Annotated in this window: 18 protein-coding genes and 1 tRNA gene; all 19 read right to left on the bottom strand. The window is 69.3% G+C overall.

Annotated elements, in window-relative coordinates:
- Window positions 1–16: 16 nt before the first annotated feature.
- The 19 genes from uppS to RN901_RS12995 all read right to left on the bottom strand — a co-directional run bounded on the left by uppS (window position 17) and on the right by RN901_RS12995 (window position 18,006).
- A complete protein-coding gene (uppS, locus tag RN901_RS12905; RefSeq protein ID WP_310758699.1) occupies window positions 17–772 on the bottom strand; it encodes a polyprenyl diphosphate synthase in 756 nt (251 codons plus the stop codon).
- A gap of 49 nt (window positions 773–821) precedes the next feature.
- Entirely contained in the window at window positions 822–2,276 is a 1,455-nt protein-coding gene (gene thiI / locus RN901_RS12910; protein ID WP_310758700.1) for a tRNA uracil 4-sulfurtransferase ThiI, read from the bottom strand.
- 39 nt (window positions 2,277–2,315) lie between these two features.
- A tRNA-Met gene (locus RN901_RS12915) sits at window positions 2,316–2,389 on the bottom strand.
- Between the two features lie 73 nt (window positions 2,390–2,462).
- On the bottom strand, window positions 2,463–2,807 hold the full coding sequence (locus RN901_RS12920) for a septum formation initiator family protein (RefSeq protein ID WP_310758701.1): 345 nt from the start codon (window positions 2,805–2,807) through the stop codon (window positions 2,463–2,465).
- The gene (eno, locus tag RN901_RS12925; RefSeq protein WP_310758702.1) at window positions 2,807–4,099 is read right to left on the bottom strand and encodes a phosphopyruvate hydratase; all 1,293 of its coding nucleotides are present in this window, start codon (window positions 4,097–4,099) and stop codon (window positions 2,807–2,809) included. The genes RN901_RS12920 and eno overlap by 1 nt, the downstream gene beginning before the upstream one ends.
- A gap of 138 nt (window positions 4,100–4,237) precedes the next feature.
- On the bottom strand, window positions 4,238–4,969 hold the full coding sequence (locus RN901_RS12930; protein ID WP_310758703.1) for a lysophospholipid acyltransferase family protein: 732 nt from the start codon (window positions 4,967–4,969) through the stop codon (window positions 4,238–4,240).
- Window positions 4,966–5,979, bottom strand: a complete 1,014-nt coding sequence (gene thiL / locus RN901_RS12935; protein ID WP_310758704.1) for a thiamine-phosphate kinase — start codon at window positions 5,977–5,979, stop codon at window positions 4,966–4,968. The genes RN901_RS12930 and thiL overlap by 4 nt, the downstream gene beginning before the upstream one ends.
- Window positions 5,976–7,502 (bottom strand): NAD(P)H-hydrate dehydratase, encoded by a 1,527-nt coding sequence (locus RN901_RS12940; RefSeq protein WP_310758705.1) that lies wholly within the window; start codon window positions 7,500–7,502, stop codon window positions 5,976–5,978. Before RN901_RS12940 ends, thiL begins: the two co-directional genes overlap by 4 nt.
- 121 nt (window positions 7,503–7,623) lie before the next feature.
- Window positions 7,624–7,821, bottom strand: coding sequence for a hypothetical protein (locus tag RN901_RS12945; protein WP_310758706.1), 198 nt, complete (start codon window positions 7,819–7,821; stop codon window positions 7,624–7,626).
- A 30-nt stretch (window positions 7,822–7,851) separates the two neighbouring features.
- Complete coding sequence (locus RN901_RS12950; protein WP_310758707.1) at window positions 7,852–8,214, bottom strand: Minf_1886 family protein; 363 nt, start codon at window positions 8,212–8,214, stop codon at window positions 7,852–7,854.
- 91 nt (window positions 8,215–8,305) lie between these two features.
- Window positions 8,306–9,616: a serine hydroxymethyltransferase gene (gene glyA, locus RN901_RS12955; protein WP_310758708.1), complete on the bottom strand. Its 1,311-nt coding sequence runs from the start codon at window positions 9,614–9,616 to the stop codon at window positions 8,306–8,308.
- Entirely contained in the window at window positions 9,613–10,806 is a 1,194-nt protein-coding gene (locus RN901_RS12960; RefSeq protein WP_310758709.1) for an acyl-CoA dehydrogenase family protein, read from the bottom strand. The genes glyA and RN901_RS12960 overlap by 4 nt, the downstream gene beginning before the upstream one ends.
- On the bottom strand, window positions 10,803–11,681 hold the full coding sequence (locus tag RN901_RS12965; RefSeq protein WP_310758804.1) for a 3-hydroxybutyryl-CoA dehydrogenase: 879 nt from the start codon (window positions 11,679–11,681) through the stop codon (window positions 10,803–10,805). The genes RN901_RS12960 and RN901_RS12965 overlap by 4 nt, the downstream gene beginning before the upstream one ends.
- Window positions 11,656–12,561 carry a type II CAAX endopeptidase family protein gene (locus RN901_RS12970; RefSeq protein WP_310758710.1) on the bottom strand — a complete coding sequence of 302 codons (906 nt, stop codon included), beginning with the start codon at window positions 12,559–12,561 and terminating at the stop codon, window positions 11,656–11,658. Before RN901_RS12970 ends, RN901_RS12965 begins: the two co-directional genes overlap by 26 nt.
- On the bottom strand, window positions 12,558–13,769 hold the full coding sequence (locus tag RN901_RS12975; RefSeq protein ID WP_310758711.1) for an acetyl-CoA C-acyltransferase: 1,212 nt from the start codon (window positions 13,767–13,769) through the stop codon (window positions 12,558–12,560). Before RN901_RS12975 ends, RN901_RS12970 begins: the two co-directional genes overlap by 4 nt.
- Window positions 13,770–13,775: 6 nt before the next feature.
- Entirely contained in the window at window positions 13,776–14,669 is an 894-nt protein-coding gene (locus tag RN901_RS12980) for a 3'-5' exonuclease (protein WP_310758712.1), read from the bottom strand.
- A complete protein-coding gene (locus RN901_RS12985) occupies window positions 14,666–15,313 on the bottom strand; it encodes a redox-sensing transcriptional repressor Rex (RefSeq protein ID WP_310758713.1) in 648 nt (215 codons plus the stop codon). The genes RN901_RS12980 and RN901_RS12985 overlap by 4 nt, the downstream gene beginning before the upstream one ends.
- A gap of 54 nt (window positions 15,314–15,367) precedes the next feature.
- Window positions 15,368–16,204, bottom strand: coding sequence for a 16S rRNA (adenine(1518)-N(6)/adenine(1519)-N(6))-dimethyltransferase RsmA (gene rsmA / locus RN901_RS12990; protein WP_310758714.1), 837 nt, complete (start codon window positions 16,202–16,204; stop codon window positions 15,368–15,370).
- Window positions 16,201–18,006, bottom strand: coding sequence for a SpoIIE family protein phosphatase (locus RN901_RS12995; RefSeq protein ID WP_310758715.1), 1,806 nt, complete (start codon window positions 18,004–18,006; stop codon window positions 16,201–16,203). The genes rsmA and RN901_RS12995 overlap by 4 nt, the downstream gene beginning before the upstream one ends.
- Window positions 18,007–18,015: the final 9 nt, after the last annotated feature.

Here is an 18,015-nt window from a genome sequence, read left to right on the forward strand (position 1 = left end):
GCCGGCCGCGGCCGCTTCACGTCTTCACCAACCCGAATCTCCGCTCCCGGCGCCGATAGTCGACGAGGGCCCCGAAAAGGTGCTCGCGGGTGAAGTCGGGCCACAGAACGTCCGTCACGAAGAGTTCCGCGTACGCGAGCTGCCAGAGGAGGAAGTTGGAGATGCGCTGCTCCCCCGATGTCCGGATCAGAAGGTCGGGGTCCGGCCAGTCCCCCGTCAGGAGTTCGGCCGCGAAGAGTTCGGCGTTGATCTCCTCCGGGGCCAGCTCGCCTTCCAGGCAGCGCTGTGCAAGCGCTCGCGCCACACCCGCGAGTTCCGCGCGCGATCCGTAGCTGATCGCCAGGTGCACTTCGAGAGCCGTCCCGCCCTCCGTCGACGCCTCCAGTTCCGAGATCGCCCGCCGGGCCTCCTCGGGAAGCCGCAGCCGGTCACCGAACACGGTGACCCGGATGCCGTGCCTGACCAGGGCTTCGCGCTGGCTCCTCACATACTCCTGGAGGAGCGTCATCAGCGCTTCCACCTCCGTCGAAGGCCGGAACCAGTTTTCATCCGAGAAGGCGTACAGGGTGAGGTGGGCCACGCCGGCCTCCACCGCGCCTTCGATGATCTCGCGCACCGCCGTCATGCCCGCACGGTGGCCCTCCCATCTCGGCAGGCTACGCTGTCTCGCCCAGCGGCCGTTCCCGTCCATGATGACGGCGACATGGGTCGGCACTTCCCCCTGCCGCACGGCTTCCAGGGCCGCCGTCAGGCCGCTCTTCTCCCCGCTCATGCGGCCCAAGCTCGCCCCGCACGGGCGGGGGTGTCAAAAAAGGCCGCGATCAGTCGATCCCCGCCCGGCCTCGCGCGACGCGCCGCATGCGGGGCGCCCCGCCGAGGAAGGAGTAGGCCTCGTATCCCGCACGCTGCATGATCTCGGCCAGGTAGGCCGTTCGCACGCCCTCCGTGCAGCAGAGCACGTAGGTCGTGTCGCGTTCGAGTTCGCCGAAATCCCGCTCGAGTTGCGGGAGGTCGCGGCGGGTCGCCCCCGGCCAGTGCCAGGCCTCGAACGCGTCGCGGGGGCGGGTGTCGAGGATGACCGCTCCGTCGGGCACCTCGGTCACGTACAGAGACGCCCCGACCATCGATTCCGGACGCAGGGCGCGCACATTGTGCACCGTCGCGCCAGCGACCGCTTCGCCCAGTTCCGCGAAGCCCACAGCCGACTCCTGCGCCTCGGCGGCCTCCGGCGACGACGCGGTGACCGGGCGCTGCGGCACGAGGTCGCAGTACTCACGCACACGGGCGGACAGGTCGTACGTGCCGATCTCCCGCGCCCGGTCGAGAATCTCCTCCTTGTGGAACCCGAGCAGGGGTCGGAGCACCAGGAGCGAGGAGGCGTTTTCGATCGCGCGTAGATTGCGGAGCGTCTGAGAAGAGACCTGCCCCACCGACTCGCCCGTGACGATCGCCTCGGCACCGATGCGTTCCCCGATCTTCGCGGCGGCCCGATACATCATCCGCTTGAGGACGACCTGCAGGTATGCGGGCTTGGCGCGGGCGCGCATGGCCTCCACGACCGGGCCGAACTCGAGGACATGCAGCCGGGGCCGCGTTCCGTAGCTCCAGCGATCCGCCAGCACCTTCGTCACCTCCACCACCATCCGCTCGTAGGCGCTCCCGCCGAGATTGCAGAAGATGTAGTCGAGGCGAATCCCCCGGCGCAGCGCCATCCAGGCGGCTACGGCCGAATCGAAGCCGCCGGAGATGAGGGCGAGCGCATGTCCCTGCACTCCGAGCGGCAGGCCGGATGGTCCGCGGACCCTGTCCTCGTGAAAGAAGACCCTGTCATCCCGGACCTCGACGAACACGGTGACGTCCGGATCCCCGAGGTCCACGGTAGCGCCGGGGTTCAGGGCAGCCCCTAGACGCTGCTGGATATCGGAGGAGGAAAAGCCGTGCGAACCGGAGCGGCGCGCCCGCACCGCGTAGCTGCGGCCGTGCACGGACTCGGCGAAGAGGTCCGTGCCCGTGGCGACGATCGTGTCGAGGTCGGCCTCGCACTCGCCGGCCAGCAAGGAACAACTGGACACGCCGAAGGTGCGAAGGAGCGGATCGAGAAAGGCCGGGGTCGGACCCTGGATGTGGAAACGGCTCCAGCCGGGTTCGAGCACGACGTCGATCCCTTCGGCGTCGAACGCATCGCGCAAGTTGGTCGCGAGCCGGTTCTGGAAGCGCGACCGCGTCCGGCGCGCCTTGGTCGAGAGCTCGCCGGAGAACCGTACGAGGGCCCGCACGGGCCCGGCTCCGAGTTCATGTTGCGCCGCCATAAAGAGTGGCAGGGGGGGGATTTGAACCCCCGACCCAGGGCTTATGAGTCCCTTGCTCTACCAGGCTGAGCTACCCTGCCAGGCTTGTGGGTCCGCTATCCTACACGTCGTGGCGCGCGGGGCAAGCCGCCGGCCCCGGGAAAGCGTTGCGGCTCAGGGCGGAACGTTCGCTCGCGGGGGCGGCGCGGGAGGATCTGTTACGTCACCCAACTCGACGAACCGCACCAGGATCTCTCGGGGCCGGACGAACCCGTACCGTTCCCGCGCGACGCGCTCGATCGCCCAGGGGTTCGACACGAGACTGTCGGCCCAGGCCTGGGTCCACTCGAGTTCATCCTTGCGTTCCGTCAGCTCCGCTCGCCTCGATTCGATCTCCCTCTCGAGTCGGATCAGGCCGGCCCTCGTGTATTCTCCGCCCACCATCCAGTAGTAACCCGCTCCGATGAGGGCAACGAACGTGATGGCTCGCGTGAGTCGACGGTTGGCCGCCTCCGCCATCACCGGCCTCCGTACACGGCGGACCCCGGATAGCTCGCGCTCGAGCCGAGCTGTTCTTCGATCCGCAGCAGCTGGTTGTACTTCGCGACGCGTTCCGACCGGCACGCGCTTCCCGTCTTGATCTGTCCGGCGTTCGTCGCCACCGCGAGGTCCGCAATGAACGTGTCGGCCGTCTCCCCCGAACGGTGCGAAATGACGATGCCGAAGTTCGCCTCCGCAGCCAGCCGGATCGCATCCAGCGTCTCGCTCACGGTCCCGATCTGATTGAGCTTGATGAGGATCGCGTTCCCGACCCCGGCCTCGATACCGCGCGCCAGACGATGGACGTTGGTCACGAAGAGGTCGTCCCCAACCAGTTGGACGCGGTCTCCGATCCGGGACGTGAGGGTCGCCCAGCCCTCCCAGTCGTCTTCGTGGAGCCCGTCTTCAATCGAGACGATGGGATACGCGTCGAGCCAGTTCTCGTAGAGCGACACGAGGTCCCGCGCGTCGAGTTCTCCGGCCTCACCGGCGCTCTCGAGCCGGTACACTCCGGCCCTCGCGTCGTAGAACTCCGATGCGGCACAGTCGAGTGAGAGCGCGACCTCCGCGCCGGGCTCGTAACCCGCGTCGACGATCGCGGCCATGATGAGGTTCAGGGCCTCGCGGTTCGAAGACAGATCCGGAGCCACCCCACCCTCGTCCCCTACGGCGGTCGCGTACCCCGCGTCCGACAGTCGGCGTTTCAGCGCGTGGAACACTTCCACGCCGACCCGAAGACCGTCGGAGAAGCTCTGCGCGCCGAGCGGCAGAATCATGAACTCCTGAATGTCGACGGTGTTGTTCGCGTGCACGCCGCCATTGAGGATGTTCAGCATCGGGACCGGGAGGAGGTGCGGATCACCGGCGCCGAGGTGTCGGAACAGGGGCGTCCCGGCCGAGGCCGCGGCCGCTCGCGCCGACGCCATGGAGACGGCAAGGATCGCGTTCGCCCCGAGGCGGCCCTTGTTCGGCGTGCCGTCGAGCGCGATGAGCGCGGAGTCGAGCCCGCGCTGGTCCGAGGCATCGCGGCCCCGCGCCGCCGACGCGATCTCCCCGTTGACGTGCGCGACCGCCCGTAGCACGCCTTTGCCGTCGTAGCGCGCCGGGTCGCCGTCGCGCAGCTCGACCGACTCGTGCTCTCCCGTCGATGCGCCGCTCGGGACGGCGGCGCGGCCGACGGCGCCGCTCTCGAGATGCACGTCGGCTTCGACCGTAGGGTTGCCCCGCGAATCGACGATCTCGCGGCCCACGACCCGGACGATGGCCGTCACGGGACGCTTCGGCTTCGGTGATGTCTGGGGCGGTACATGCAGGCGAGTCCCCTCCCCCCGGCGATCCGGACGATCGCGTCTTCCTCCACCCGTGCCGGAAAATAGGGTCCCGCGGCCGCGGAACAAGTCGCGTGCGGGCTAATCGGACGCGCTGCCGCCCGATTCTCCCTGCGCGAGCATCGCCTCGATGGCGGCGCGGGTCTTGAGCATCAGCGTCTTCCGGTCGGGCGGCTCCGCTCCTTCCAGTCGAATCGGCGGCCCCAGCCGCACGGTGATCGGGCCGCGCCGCACCCGCTTCGCGCCGGGCGGATAGACATGCTGGCCGCCTTCGACCGCCGCCGGAACGAGGGACGCCCGCGTCTCCAGGGCCAGCGCGAAGGAACCTCGCCGGAAACGCCCCAGTCGGCCGTCCCGCGACCGGGTCCCCTCGGGGAACAGCACGAGAGTCAACTGCTCGGCCCGCATCCGGTCGCCTGCCTCCCGGAGCGTTTTCTTCGCGCTGCGGGGCCGGTCGCGGTCGATGAGCACGTGCCCCGCGGAACGCATCCCCACGGAGAGCATCGGAATGTTCGCCAACTCCCGCTTCGCGATGAAGCGCACAGACGCGGGAAGGCCCGCGATGAGCGCCCAGATATCGAAGTACGACTGGTGGTTCGCGGCGATGATCTGAACCCCCGACGGGTGGAGGTGCTCGAGGCCGTGGACGGTGACGCGCACGCCCGCGGCCGAGAGCATGGAGCGAGCCCAGCCCCGGTTGGCCCGATCCATCCAGGCCCGACCGCCTCCGACGAGGGAAACGAACGCCGCCATGGCACCGAAGAAGATCGTTGCAAGCACGAGCGTGACGTAGAAGGTCGCCGTCCTGATCAATGCCCACCCTCGAAATGATCGAACCCCGTCGGAAGCGCCGGATTCAACCGCCCGCTCACGGTCAGCCCTTCCCCTTCCCGCGCGCTCCCGACCCTTGTGAGCGGCAGATCGAACGCGACGGCAAATGCCCGCTCCGTCCCCTGCATGGCTCCGGGTGGGACGGCGAGGAGCAGTTCGTAATCCTCACCGCCGGCGAGGAGGAGACGTTCCCCGGCCGGCGCCTGACGAAAGCCGTCGAGAGCGGGGGCGGCCGGGAGGCGGTCCGCCTCGACTTCCAGAGCGACCCCGGAAGCCGCCGCGAGATGGCGCGCATCCCGGTTCACGCCGTCCGAGAGGTCGATCGCGGCGTGGATTCGGACCCGGTCCCGGAGCCACAGCATCTCGTCGATCCGGGGGCACGGTCGGTCGAAGGCCCGACGCGCCCGAGGGTCCGGTTCCAGTCCCCGCTCCAGATCGCGCACGGCGGCCGCAGCCGCGCCGAGTTCACCGGTCACCCACAGCTCGTCGCCCGGACGCGCTCCGCACCGCGTGATCGGTGCCGCCGCGTAGCCGAGGACGGTGACGTCGAGAAAGGCGGGACCCGGCGACGCGACCAGGTCGCCACCGAGGACTTCCGCGCCGACCCGCCCGGCGATCTCTCCCACGCCGCGTCCCAGTGCCGCGGCGATTTCGACATCCAGCTCGGGCGGTAGCGCCGCGACGACGGTGAGGCCGACGGGGGTCGCGGCCATGGCCGCGAGGTCGCTCAGCGCCGACGCGGCCGCACGGTATCCGATCGTTTCCCACGTCATCCATTCGCGGCGAAAGTGGATCCCCTCCACGCTCGCGTCGCAGCTCACCACGACCTGCATGTCATCCGGAGGACGAAAGGCCGCGGCGTCATCCCCCACCGGCAACGTGATGGCGACCGCCGGGTCCCTGCGGCCGGCGTTCGCGCCGGCCCCGTCCAGGAAGGCCCGAATGCGCGCGGTTTCGGGCCCCTCCGCAAGCGCCGGACCGGTGACGTTCATCCGACCTGGTCTCCGGTCGCGGCCGCGGGCAACGCGGGGAGGGCGAGGTTGACCCCCGGCCAGGCTCCGGATCGCAACCTTGGCAGCGCACGGCGCGCCTCCGGCAGCGCATCCGGCACGTCCGCCGCGGATCCGCCGATCTCATCCACGCCGTGCACAATGGCGAGAGCCGTGAGCGTCAGGGCGGCCGACGCCGCGTCGGCGGGGCCGAGGCCGGACGCCAGGCAGGCACCGCAGACCCCGGTCAGCACGTCGCCCATGCCGCCGCTCGCGAACGCGGGACTCACGAGCGTGGTCGCGCGCAGCTCACCCCCGGGCCGCGCCACCCAGCTCGGTGCACCCTTGAGCAGCACGGTCGTCTGCGTCGCGTCGGCCAGCCGCCGGGCCGCGGCCGGGGCATCCTCGCGTACCTCGCGGACGGATGTTCCGAGCAACCGGGCCATCTCGCCCGGGTGCGGTGTCAGGAGGACGGGTCGGAGCGGAACCGGCGGACCGAGCGGCGCACCAGCCTCCGCCGCTGCCGCCGAGAGCACGTTCAGAGCGTCCGCATCGATGACCAGGGGGACGGACCCAGCCTCCAGCACGCCTTGCAGCAACGCTGCTCGCTCCGACCCCGTACCGAGACCCGGCCCGACCGCGACCGCGCGTGCCCAGCTCAGCGCCGCCTGCACCGCCTCGGACTCGGACCAGTCCACGAATACGGCCTCCGGCACGCTGGTTTGCACGACCTTCCGGTTCTCCGGGGCACTCACGACGCGCACGATGCCGACCCCCGCCCGGATCGCGGCACGGGCCGCCAGAACCACGGCGCCGGCCATACCCCGCTCGCCGCCGACGATCGCGAGATAGCCCGCGTCCCCCTTATGGCCGTCCGCGAGCCGCACCCCGAGCAGGCTGGCCACCCACGCCGCCGTCACGGCCCGGGCCGACGGCGGCGGCTCCGGCGGCGGAAAGCCGATTTCCACCGAAACCAGGTCGCCGATGCGTTCGCGAGCCGGGAAACTCAGCAAGCCCATCTTGGGCCACCCGAATGTGACGGTGAGGTCGGCCCGAATTGCGGCACCCGGCACGCGGCCCGTCGTAAAGTCCACGCCGCTGGGACCATCGGCGGAGACCACGGCGGCCCGGGACGCGTTCACGCGCTCGATGATCTCCGCCTGGAGCGGGCGGGGCGCCGTCGTCAGGCCGGTCCCCAGGATGCCGTCGATGACGACGTTCGCCGCGGCGAGTTCCCGATCCAGCGCTGCCGTCGGTTCGAGATTCAGATCCCACCCCGCGAGGACATCCGGATCCGGGGCGCGGCTCCCGCACTGGACGAACCCGACGGATCGGCCCCAGGCGGAAAGGGTCCGTCCGGCCACGAGGGCGTCGGCGCCGTTGTGCCCGCTTCCCGCAAGCACCGCGACACGACCGGCCGGGAACCGTTCGTGCACATGGCGCGCCAGGGCTCGACCCGCGTTTTCGATCAGCGCGCGTTCGGGTATCGCCCCCGATTCGACGGCGACGCGATCGATCTCCGCCATCTCGGCCGCGGTGGGGAGCCACACCTCCCGGGCGGCACAACGCCACCAGTCCGCTGACGAGAAGGCAGGAGCCCGGCTGGCGGGGCTCCGCGCGGCATCGACGGAGTCTCCGCCGGGAAGGTTACTTGTAGGACTGCTGGACGTTGCGTCCGAAGCTGATCTCACCGTTGTCGATCCGGATGTTGAACCCGCAGTCGGGGTTCGAGCAGACCCATGCCTTGTACCGGATCGGCGCCCCGTCGCGTCCGTAGTCCGAAAGCGGGAGCAGGACCCCCTTCGTGCAACTCAAGCACTCCGTGAACGACCCCGAATCGGCCACGCGTTCACCCCCTCCCCTTCCGTTCCCCCCCTACGCGCTCCAGGGGTAGCTGTCCTCAAAAGCTTCGTCGAAGCTGAAGAGCCCCTCGAAGTCCTCTCGCGAATCGTCGGGTTGTTTGATCAGCACTCCACATTCAACCAGCGCGAAGACGATCTCGCCGATGTCCGTCGTGCCGTGCACACCCCAATGCTCGAGTACGGTTCGAGCCAGAGGTCCGAACCGCTCCAGCGCGAGTTCCCGGACCGCGTCGGCGACTTCAGCGCCGCTGATGTGACGAGGCAGGTCGAGGCTGGACAACCGGCGCTGGAGGGCGGAGAGCAGAAACAGGTATGCGGCTTCCGTATACCTGGGGTTGCCCTTCCTGATGCCCGTCAGAACGGCCGCTGTGTCCACCTTCTCACCTCGTACCAGGCCCCTTCCCCGGCCAATGCGCACTGCCCGCAAGGACATGAACGGCAAAGTTAGACGGGGGAAAAAGTTGGCGTCAAGCTACGCTCTCGCCGCGAACGCCGTCATTCTGCGGATAGAGCGGGAAATCCGCGCACAACGCCCGGACCTCGGAGTCCACCGCCGAAAGCGTCGCATCATCGCCCTCCGAGCGCAGCGCGCGGTCCATGAGGTCGGCGATTCTCACCATTTCGTTCTCGCCCATGGAGCGGGTCGAAACCGCCGCCGTCCCGATCCTCATGCCGGACGCCACGAACGGCGAGCGGGTCTCGAACGGCACGGTGTTCTTGTTGACGGTGATGCCCGCCCGACCCAGAAGAGCCTCCGCATCCCTGCCCGTGAGATCCGTCGTCCGGAGGTCCACGAGGAGGAGGTGCGTATCCGTCCCTCCGGCCACGAGATCATATCCGTGTTCGGCGAGCCGCCGTCCCAGCGCGCGGGCGTTGCACACGACGAGATCCGAGTACTCGCCGAACTCGGGGCGCAAGGCCTCGCCGAGCGCGACCGCCTTCGCGGCGATCACATGCATCAGGGGACCGCCCTGGAGTCCCGGGAAGACGGCTTTGTCAACCGCTTTCGCGTGCTCCTCGCGGCACAGAATGAGTCCTCCCCGCGGCCCGCGCAGCGTCTTGTGCGTCGTGGTCGTCACGACATCCGCGTGCGGCACCGGGGACGGGTGGTGTCCCGTCGCCACAAGACCCGCGATATGGGCCATGTCCACGAGGACGCGGGCGCCGCATTCCTCGGCGATCTCCGCGAAACGCCCGAAATCGATCCGTCGGGGGTACGCGCTGGCCCCCGCGATGATGACGGAAGGACGCACGTCCAGCGCGGTCGCCCGGAGGGCATCGTAGTCGATCGTCCGATCCGAGGCTCGCACCCCGTAGGGAACGACGCGGTACCAGAGACCCGAGAAGTTGACGTGCGAACCGTGCGTCAGGTGCCCCCCATGCGAGAGATCCATCCCGAGCAGTGTCGCTCCCGGTTCGGTAAGGGCCTGGAGCGCGGTCATGTTCGCACCGGAGCCGCTGTGCGTCTGCACGTTGCTGTGGTCCGCCCCGAACAGCCGGCGCGCCCGCTCACGGGCGAGGTTCTCGACCTCGTCCACGAACTCGCAGCCGCCGTAGTAGCGGCGCCCGGGATAGCCCTCCGCGTACTTGTTCGTCATCACGCAGCCGGTCGCCTCGAGGACTCCCCGGGACACGAAGTTCTCGCTCGCGATCAGTTCGAGACCGGTGCGCTGTCTCTCGAGTTCCCGGTCGATCGAGGCCGCCACCGCGGGGTCCGTCTCGCGGAGCGGGCGTGGGTCCAGGGCGCCGATGGCTACAGGTTCCGCCGTCGCACTCACACGTATCCTCTCTCTCTGTAGAGTTGCCGCGCGATCAGGCTGCGGTGCATTTCGTTGGCTCCCTCGTAGATCTCGGTGACCTTCGCGTCCCGGAACAGACGTTCCACGGGATATTCCCGCGAGTAGCCGTAGCCTCCGAACACCTGCACGGCTTCGCGGGCGTTCGTCATCGCGGTCTCGCTCGCGAACAACTTGGCCACGCTGGACAGGCGGCGCGCCCGCGGGTCTCCCAATGTGTGGGCGGCGGCCGCACGCTCGAGCAGTCCCCGCGCGGCCTCAAGCCGGGTCACCATGTCGCCGAGCTTGAATTCCATCCCCTGAAACTCCCGCAGCGAGCGCCCGAACTGGCGCCGCGTATCCGCGTATTCGAACGCGGCGTCCACCGCGGCGGAGGCGATGCCCAGAGCCCCGGCCGCGATCCCGAGCCGGCCCGCCTCGAGACCTTCGAGCGCGTAGCTGAAGCCCCGGTTCACCTCTCCTATCATAAGTCCTTGCGGCAAAAACACATCCTTCAGGGACAAAGCGACGGTCTCCGAGCCTCGCTGTCCCATCTTTCTCTCTTTCCGGCCGACCGACAATCCGTCCGTCCCGGCCGGCAGGAGAAAGGCGCTGATGCCGCGCGATCCGCGCCGGTCATCCACGGTATCCGTCCTGGCGAACATCAATATGACATCGGCGGACGCGCCGTTCGTGACCCACATCTTCTCGCCGTTCAGAATCCAGCCGCCTTCCGTGGGCGTGGCCTGTGTCCTGAGCGCCGCGGCATCCGTACCGGCGCCGGCCTCGGAGAGAGAGAAGGCGCCGAGCACCTGTCCACTGGCCATCCTGGGGAGCCACTCCTCCCGCTGTGCGTCGCTTCCCCGGCGGAGGAGGATCGAAACGGCGAGCGAGTTGTGAATGCTGACGGAGACCGCGACCCCGGCATCTCCCCACCCGAGTTCCTCCAGCACGTAGAGGTACGTGACGAGATCGAGCCCGAGACCGTCGTACCGCTCCGGCACCCGCATGGCGAGGAAGCCGAGCTCGCCCAGTTCCCGGTGGACCGCGGCATCGAAACGCTCCTCATTCGCATCGCGGGCTTCCGCCGTGGGCTGCAGCCGTTCCTCGGCGAACTGGCGGGCGAGCGTGAGAATCTGTTCCGCCTCGGACGAGAGTTCGAGGGCAGACCAGGAGCGGCGGCCGGTCATCATGCCGCGGAGTAGTCGTAGAAGCCGCGCCCGGTCTTCCGGCCGAGCCATCCGGCGGCGACGTACTTCGCGAGCAGCGGGCAGGGGCGGTACTTGGAGTCGCCGAGTTCCGTGTGCAGGACGCGCATGATGGCGAGGCACGTGTCCAGTCCGATGAGGTCGGCGAGCGCAAGCGGTCCCATGGGATGGTTCATGCCGAGCTTCATCACGGTGTCCACCGCCTCGGCCTCCGCCACTCCCTCCATGAGACAATACACGGCTTCGTTGATCATCGGCATCAGGATCCGGTTGGCGACAAAGCCGGGATAGTCGTTCGCCAGCACCGCCGTCTTCGAGAGCCGCCTGCAGAGGCCGAGGGTAAGGTCGGCTGCGTCGTCGGAGGTCTCGAGCCCCCGAATGACCTCGACGAGACGCATGACCGGCACCGGGTTCATGAAGTGCATCCCGATCACGCGCTCCGGGTCGGCGGCGTGTGAGGCGATGCGGGTGATCGAGATCGAACTCGTGTTCGACGCAAGCAGCGTTTCCGGACTCACGACGGCGGACAATTCCTCGAAGAGCCGGAACTTGAGCGCCGGATCCTCGCTCGCGGCCTCCACGACGACTTCCGCGTCTTCGAGCGCCGTCAGCGACCGCTCCGTCGTGATCCGGCCGAGCGCCGCCTCGGCCTCGTCGGTGGAGATCAGGTCCCGGCGGGTCTGGCGCGCGAGGTTTCGCTCGATGGAGGCCCGCGCCCGGTCGAGCACCTCCGGCGCCACGTCCACGAGGCGGACTTCGATGCCGGCAAGCGCGAAGACGTGGGCAATGCCATTTCCCATCGTACCCGCGCCGACGACGCCGACTCGCGACACCTCACCCGCCCGCATCGAGACTCCCATGCGGGTCACCGGGGCTTCCCGTCGTCGTCGACAACCCGGAGCCGGGGCGGCTTCGCGACCCCGCAACCCGCCACAGCCAGACGGTTCCCAGTACGGTCACGAACGTGATCGACAGCGCACCCTCCGGCCCGAAGGCGCCGCCCGTCCACAGTGCCGGACCCGTGACGGCGGCTTCGAGGCCGGAGATCGACACGTCGAGCCCGCTCACGGGCAGACCGCTCGCCGCCATCACCCAGTTCCAGCCGAAGTGGAGCCCCGTGACGAACCACAGGCTGCCCGAACGCCAGTAGGCCACGCCGAGGAGAACGCCGGCCAGGGTCAGGTTGACGAGCGCCAGCGGAGTCACCCCCGGGTTGGCGCCGTGCATGAGACCGAAGGCCACGGAGGTCGCGACCAGGGCGGGAACGGGCCCGAACCGGAGGTGAAGGACGCGGAAGGGATAGCCCCGAAAGAGGAGTTCCTCCGTGAACGCGGCGCCCAGCAGAAGGGCCGACACCTTCACGCCCGCAAGGACCGGTGCGGCCGACGCGGTCCACGAGACCCAGCCCGGTGCCGCCAGGGCAAGAATGGCGGCGCCGATGATCGCCAGTCCCGCCAGCACGCCGGAACCGAGTTCCACGAGGCCGGGCGGGCCGGGCCTCAACCCGAGCGCGGACAGCGGGCGCCGGTCGATGCCGACGGCCAGCAGCCATGTGGCCGCGCACGCCGCAAGCAGCACGGGCGTGACGTTCCACCAGTCGATGGACTCCGTCGCGTCGGCATCCGGGAGGCCGGCGATGGCAGCGGTCGCGAACCCGAACACGAGTCCGAAGGCGACAAAAAGGCCCGCGAATGCCGCCAGCCTCCCGGCCCAGGCCCAGCCTTCGGGCTTCACGTTCATCGCCGCTCCACGCTCAGCGCGACGGCGTTGCCCCCGCCGAGACAGAGGGTGGCCATCCCCTGCTCGACATCACGGTCCCGCATGGCGTACAGGAGGGTCGTGAGGATCTTCGCGCCCGAAGCCCCGATCGGATGGCCGAGTGCGATCGCCCCGCCGCGGACGTTCACGCGATCGAGATCCAGTCCGAGTTCGCGGGCGTCCGCGAGACACTGCACGGCAAATGCCTCGTTCATCTCCACGAGTCCGTAGTCGTTGACCACCGTGCCGTCGAGCGTCATGAGCTTCCGCACGGCGGTGACGGGCGCGAAGAAGAGATCGCGGGGCGCCGTCGCCCCCACGGAATAGGCCCGGATCCGCGCGAGGATCGGGAGGCCGTTCGCCGCGGCATACGCCTCGGACGCGACGACCGTGGCCGCGCCTCCGTCGTTGAGGCCGGGCGCGTTTCCGGCCGTGACGCTGGGCTCGGTCACTTCCGGGGGCGCATCCCCCGCGAAGGCGGGCCTCAGCTTCGCGAGCGCCTCCAGCGACGTGCCGCGACGCGGAGGCTCGTCCGCCTCGATCGTCACGGTTCCCTTCCGGGTCTCGAGGTGGACGGGGACGACTTCCTCGGCGAATTCCCCCCCGTCGATCGCGTGGATCGCCTTCTCGTGACTGCCGAGCGCGTAGGCGTCCTGGTCCTCGCGGCTAACGCCCGCCTTGTGGGCCGTGTACTCGGCGTGGCCGCCCATGTGGCAGGTGCCGAACGCGCACCACAGACCGTCATGTATGAGGCCGTCGACGAGCGACCGGTCTCCGAACTTCACTCCCTCCCGGTGTCCCCGGAGGAGGTAGGGGGCGTTCGACATCGACTCCATCCCGCCGGCCACCACGACCCGGGCGTCACCGGCCTTTATCGCCTGTGCCGCCAGCATGACGGCCTTCAAGCCGGAACCGCAGACCTTGTTCACGGTCACCGCGGGGACGGTCACGGGCACCCCGCCCCGGATCGCCGCCTGGCGGGCGGGCGCCTGTCCGACCCCCGCCTGCACGACGTTCCCCATGATCACGTCATCGATCTCCTCCGGGTCGATGCCGGCGCGATCGACCGCCGCCGAGATCGCGAGGCCGCCCAGGTCCGGGGCCGCGAGGGAGGAGAGTCCGCCCATGAAGCGGCCCGTGGGGAGCCGCGCGGCGGAGACGATGACCGGAATTCTGTCGCTATCGCTCATGTTCCATCACTCATGTCGTCGTTCGCGTGGTTCCTGCCGTTCGGTACGCCGATCCCGCCGCTTGCCGCGCTCGCGCCGCGGAACCGGCCCGAGCGCCTTTCGGAGCGCGGGCCACGTCGTCCAGCCCCGTCGCTCGGCGTCCTCGAGCATGCGGACGAGGATACGGGCCGTCGCGACCGCGTCGCCTCGCGCGCGGTGACGTTCGCGGATCTCGATCCCGTAGTAGTCGGCGACGGAGTCCAGGCCTCGACGCTCGAGCCCCGGTATCAGCCGGCGCGCCAGATGGACCGTGCACAGACGAGGTCCGCGCGGCAGGCCGGCCCCGGCCCGCCGCATCTCGGCGCGCAGGAAACCCCAATCGTACGCCGCGTTATGTGCGACGAAAACCCGGCCGCGGAGGTGCTCGCGCACCCGGTCGCAGATCTGAGAGAAACTCGGTGCTCCGTGCGTCATCTCCGTGCGGATGCCGGTGAGGCGCGTGATCCACGGCGGAATCGTTACGCCGGCATCCACGAGAGTCGAATAGCACCCGCCGATAGCGCCACGATCCACGTCCACGATCGCAATCTCCACCACCCGGCCGTTCCCCTCGGCGAACCCGCCGTTCGTCTCAACGTCTACGACCGCGTACCGGAGATCGTGCAGCCCCTTGGCCGCCGGCTTCGGGTTCCGCCGCCCTTCCCCGGCCAGCCGCCAGGCATCGCCGCCCTCCCCATCGCGCGCCACCTCGGGTATTCCCTCGAGCAACTGCGCGACCAGCCGGCCGGCCATGGCTGGCGGACACCCGTGCATTCCGAGAACGTCGGCGGCGAGATCCACGGACGAGCGGGGACCGCCCTCGAGCCGGCGCAACGCCTTGCGCACCAGCACCCCGTTGGGCGCGAAGTGCAGGCCCGTCACGCATCGCTCCCGGTACGCCGACCCGCCTCGGACATCAGGTAGCTCAAGCCTTCCAGTTCGAGCACGATGTCCACGGTCCGGATCGGCACGCCGTTCACCTCGGAAAGTTCGATCGGCGCGAAGTTGAGGATCGCGCCCACGCCCGCACGCTCGAGTTCCGCGGCGATCTCGGCGGCCACCTCCGTGGGGGTCGCGACGACCCCGATCTCCGCCCTGCACTCCGCGATGACCGGCCCGAGGTCCGTCATCGGACGAATCCTGAGCCCGTAGGCCAATGTGCCGATCTTCGTCTCGTCGACGTCAAAGGCCGCGACGACGTCGAATCCGCGCGCCGCAAGCCCGCCATACCCCAGGAGAGCGGACCCGATCTTGCCGACACCCACCAACGCGAGCCTCCAACTGCGCGAAAGCCCGAGGATCTCCTCGAGCGCCCGCACGAGCCCGTCGACCGAGTATCCGCGCCCACGTTTCCCGAACGAGCCGAAGTGGCTCAGATCTTTCCGGACCTGGGCCGAGGTGGCCCCCGAGGGTTCGGCAAGCTGCGAACTGGACACGAACTCCGCGCCGGCTCGCTCGAGGTCGCGCAACATGCGGAGATACAGGGAGAGGCGCCGGACTGTCGAATCGGAAATTCTGCCGCTCATGCCCACCCTTGTGAAAGGTTTCACAAACCAAGATAGGGCCGGCCCGTTGTCAACTCAACGCGACGCGCCCCCTTCCCGTCCCGTCCGAAGCGCCGCCGCCAGGCGCACGAAGGTCGGAGGATCCAGCATCTCCGGCCGCACCGCGGGATCGATCGAGAGTTGCGCCAGTATTGCCTCCACATCTCCCGCGAAACTCAGCTCCGAAGCCGTGCGCAGCGTCTTCTGCAGCTGCTTCCGGCGGCGGTTGAAGCACGCGCGCGTCAGCGTCCTGAGCGCCGTGCGGTCCACGCCGGCGGCGTCCGGCCGCGGTTCGAGGCGAACGACCGCCGAATCGACCGCGGGGACGGGGCGGAACGCCTGGCGGCCCACCCGGAAGGCAAGCGAGGCATCGGCAATTGCCTGCACCCCGACGGAGAGCGCGCCGTACGCCTTGATGCCCGGCGGCGCGACGATGCGCTCCGCCACTTCTCTCTGCACCGTGAGCACGATACGGACAGCGGCCGGATCGAGTTCGAGAAAGGTGAAGACGAGAGGCGACGTGATGTTGTAGGGGACGTTCGACACTACGCGCACCGCCGTAGCGTCCCCTACGAATCCCGAGAGCCCGATGCGAAGTGCGTCGCCTTCCACCACATCCACGTCCGGCCGCTCTCCCCAGCGGGCGCGGAGCCCGCGGGCAAGGTTGCGGTCCTTTTCGATGAGGACGAGGCGACGGCATTGGCCGACGAGGTATTGGCTCAGTTCTCCGTGCCCCGGTCCAACCTCGAGCACGATGTCCGCGGGCCGCGGGTCGAGTTCCCGTACGATCTTGCGCTGGATATTCGGGTCGACCAGGAAGTTCTGGCCGAGCGCCCGCTTCGGCCGGGAGCGTTCAGCCTTCCCGGCGGTCACAGGGAAGCCGCGACGGCCGTCCGGTCGTCCAGTCTCATCTCGTCATCGCTGTCCGCGAAGAGAGCCGCGACGAGCACCTCGGGATCGAAGTCCCCGCGGTCGATACGCCTCCGCACCCGGGCATCCGGTGTTTCGAGAGGATCGCTGAGTTCGGCCAGGCCATCGGTGAACGCCAACAGCGTTTCCCCGGCGCACGGAACCCGCGTCTGCCGGTACGACCGGACCGCGGCCACGCCGACCGGTGGATCCAGCGCGGTGAGACGGCGTATTCCGTCGGATCCGACCAGGTACGCATACGGGTGGCCCGCGTTCGCGTAGTGCAGTTCCGCGCGCCCGGGATCGATGACCCCGTAGAAGAGCGTCATGTACATCTCGGTCGCGTCGAGCGCCGCCCGGAGCTGCCCGTGCATGGCGTCCAGCACGGCCGCGGGTTCGGTCTCCACGCCCGTCGCCAGGACGACGGCACTCAGCGTGCGGGCCATGATGATTGCGGCGGAGGGACCGTGCGAACTCACGTCGCCGAGCATGACCCCCAGACGGCCGCCGGCGAGCCGGACGAGGTAATAGAAGTCGCCGCCGAGAGAGAGCGCCGGATCGCAGCGGGCCGCAATCCGTCCGAGATCGCGAAAATCCTCGGGGGGCGGCAGGAGCTTCAGTTGCAGGTCCCTGGCGATTTCCAGCTCGGCCAGCACCCGCTCCCGGCGCAACCGTCGTGCGAGGAGCCGCTCCCGTGACTGTTCGCCCTCCGCCACGGCGCCGATCCAGCCCGCGAGCAGCGTCGCGGCGGCATCGCCGCTGCTCGCCGGCTCGTGGATCAGCCGCAGCCGTCCCGCATCGCCCAGAGGCCACGTCTCCCGAACCTCCGGCTGGCCGTTCGACTCCCCGTCATTCTCCCAGCTGTCGAACAGCACCTGCAAACCGTCCTCGAACCGCCGGTCGAGCCGGAATCTCAGACCGGTGACATCGGCGAAGCGTCTCAGGAGAGGTTCGATCCTCACCAGCGGATCCGGCGCCCCCCGAAACGAGAGCGTGACCCTGTTGCCGGTCTCGTTGAACGTCACGTCATCCGCGAGCTGCCTCAGGAGAAAGAGGCCGCGCCCGCGGGGCCGGCCGATGCCTTCCCCCGAGACAGGGTCCGGCACGGCATCGGGATCGAATCCGCTACCCTCGTCCGAAACCTTCACGCGCAGGCCGTCCGCATCCGCTGTCGCTGAAACCCGCACGACGGCGCCGGGACGGTCCCCGCTCCCGTAGAGGATCGCGTTGGCCACGGCCTCGCCGAGCGTGACCCGGAGTCTGAACGCCGTCTCCCCGTCCAGGTCGGCGAGGTGACGGCATGCCACGACGACCCTCTCCACCACGGCGCGCTGGTAGCGCACGCTCGACGGAAAGACGACGCGTATGCGCCCCGACTCATCGACGTCCAGGTTCAGGTCGGGCGCTTCCGCGGGCGAGGTGTGTTTCTGCCACACGAGCCCGAGTTCGGCCGCGTTGAGAGGATAGAAGAGGTAGTCGGTCCAGTCCTCCGCCAGCGCCGAACCCAGGCGATCGACCCATGCACCCTCGATGAGCGCCACGAGAGCCGACGTCGCGCCGAAGCGCCGGTGCAGATAGGCCATCGTCGCGCGCGGCTCGGCGATGTCCACGAGGACGAGATCCGTCGGGAGCACCGTCAGGGGGCGCCCGAAGAGGCCTCTCACCTCGGGCGGCGGATCGATCTCGGCGGCGGCGTCCGCCACGGCCTGGAGAATGTCCGGCCGGCTGGAAAGGACCAGGATGCGGGCCGCGTCGCCGTCGTTCATGCCGGAGCC

Origin of the sequence: Candidatus Palauibacter soopunensis, assembly GCF_947581735.1 — a bacterium.
Lineage (GTDB): Bacteria > Gemmatimonadota > Gemmatimonadetes > Palauibacterales > Palauibacteraceae > Palauibacter > Palauibacter soopunensis.

Coding starts and splice junctions, on each gene's coding strand:
- RN901_RS12970 (WP_310758710.1), bottom strand. CDS start 12,561: ATGAACGTGAAGCCCGAAGGCTGGGCCTGGGCCGGGAGGCTGGCGGCA.
- RN901_RS12975 (WP_310758711.1), bottom strand. CDS start 13,769: ATGAGCGATAGCGACAGAATTCCGGTCATCGTCTCCGCCGCGCGGCTC.
- uppS (WP_310758699.1), bottom strand. CDS start 772: ATGAGCGGGGAGAAGAGCGGCCTGACGGCGGCCCTGGAAGCCGTGCGG.
- RN901_RS12985 (WP_310758713.1), bottom strand. CDS start 15,313: ATGAGCGGCAGAATTTCCGATTCGACAGTCCGGCGCCTCTCCCTGTAT.
- RN901_RS12965 (WP_310758804.1), bottom strand. CDS start 11,681: ATGGGAGTCTCGATGCGGGCGGGTGAGGTGTCGCGAGTCGGCGTCGTC.
- RN901_RS12920 (WP_310758701.1), bottom strand. CDS start 2,807: ATGGCGGAGGCGGCCAACCGTCGACTCACGCGAGCCATCACGTTCGTT.
- thiL (WP_310758704.1), bottom strand. CDS start 5,979: ATGAACGTCACCGGTCCGGCGCTTGCGGAGGGGCCCGAAACCGCGCGC.
- RN901_RS12960 (WP_310758709.1), bottom strand. CDS start 10,806: ATGATGACCGGCCGCCGCTCCTGGTCTGCCCTCGAACTCTCGTCCGAG.
- RN901_RS12995 (WP_310758715.1), bottom strand. CDS start 18,006: ATGAACGACGGCGACGCGGCCCGCATCCTGGTCCTTTCCAGCCGGCCG.
- RN901_RS12940 (WP_310758705.1), bottom strand. CDS start 7,502: ATGGCGGAGATCGATCGCGTCGCCGTCGAATCGGGGGCGATACCCGAA.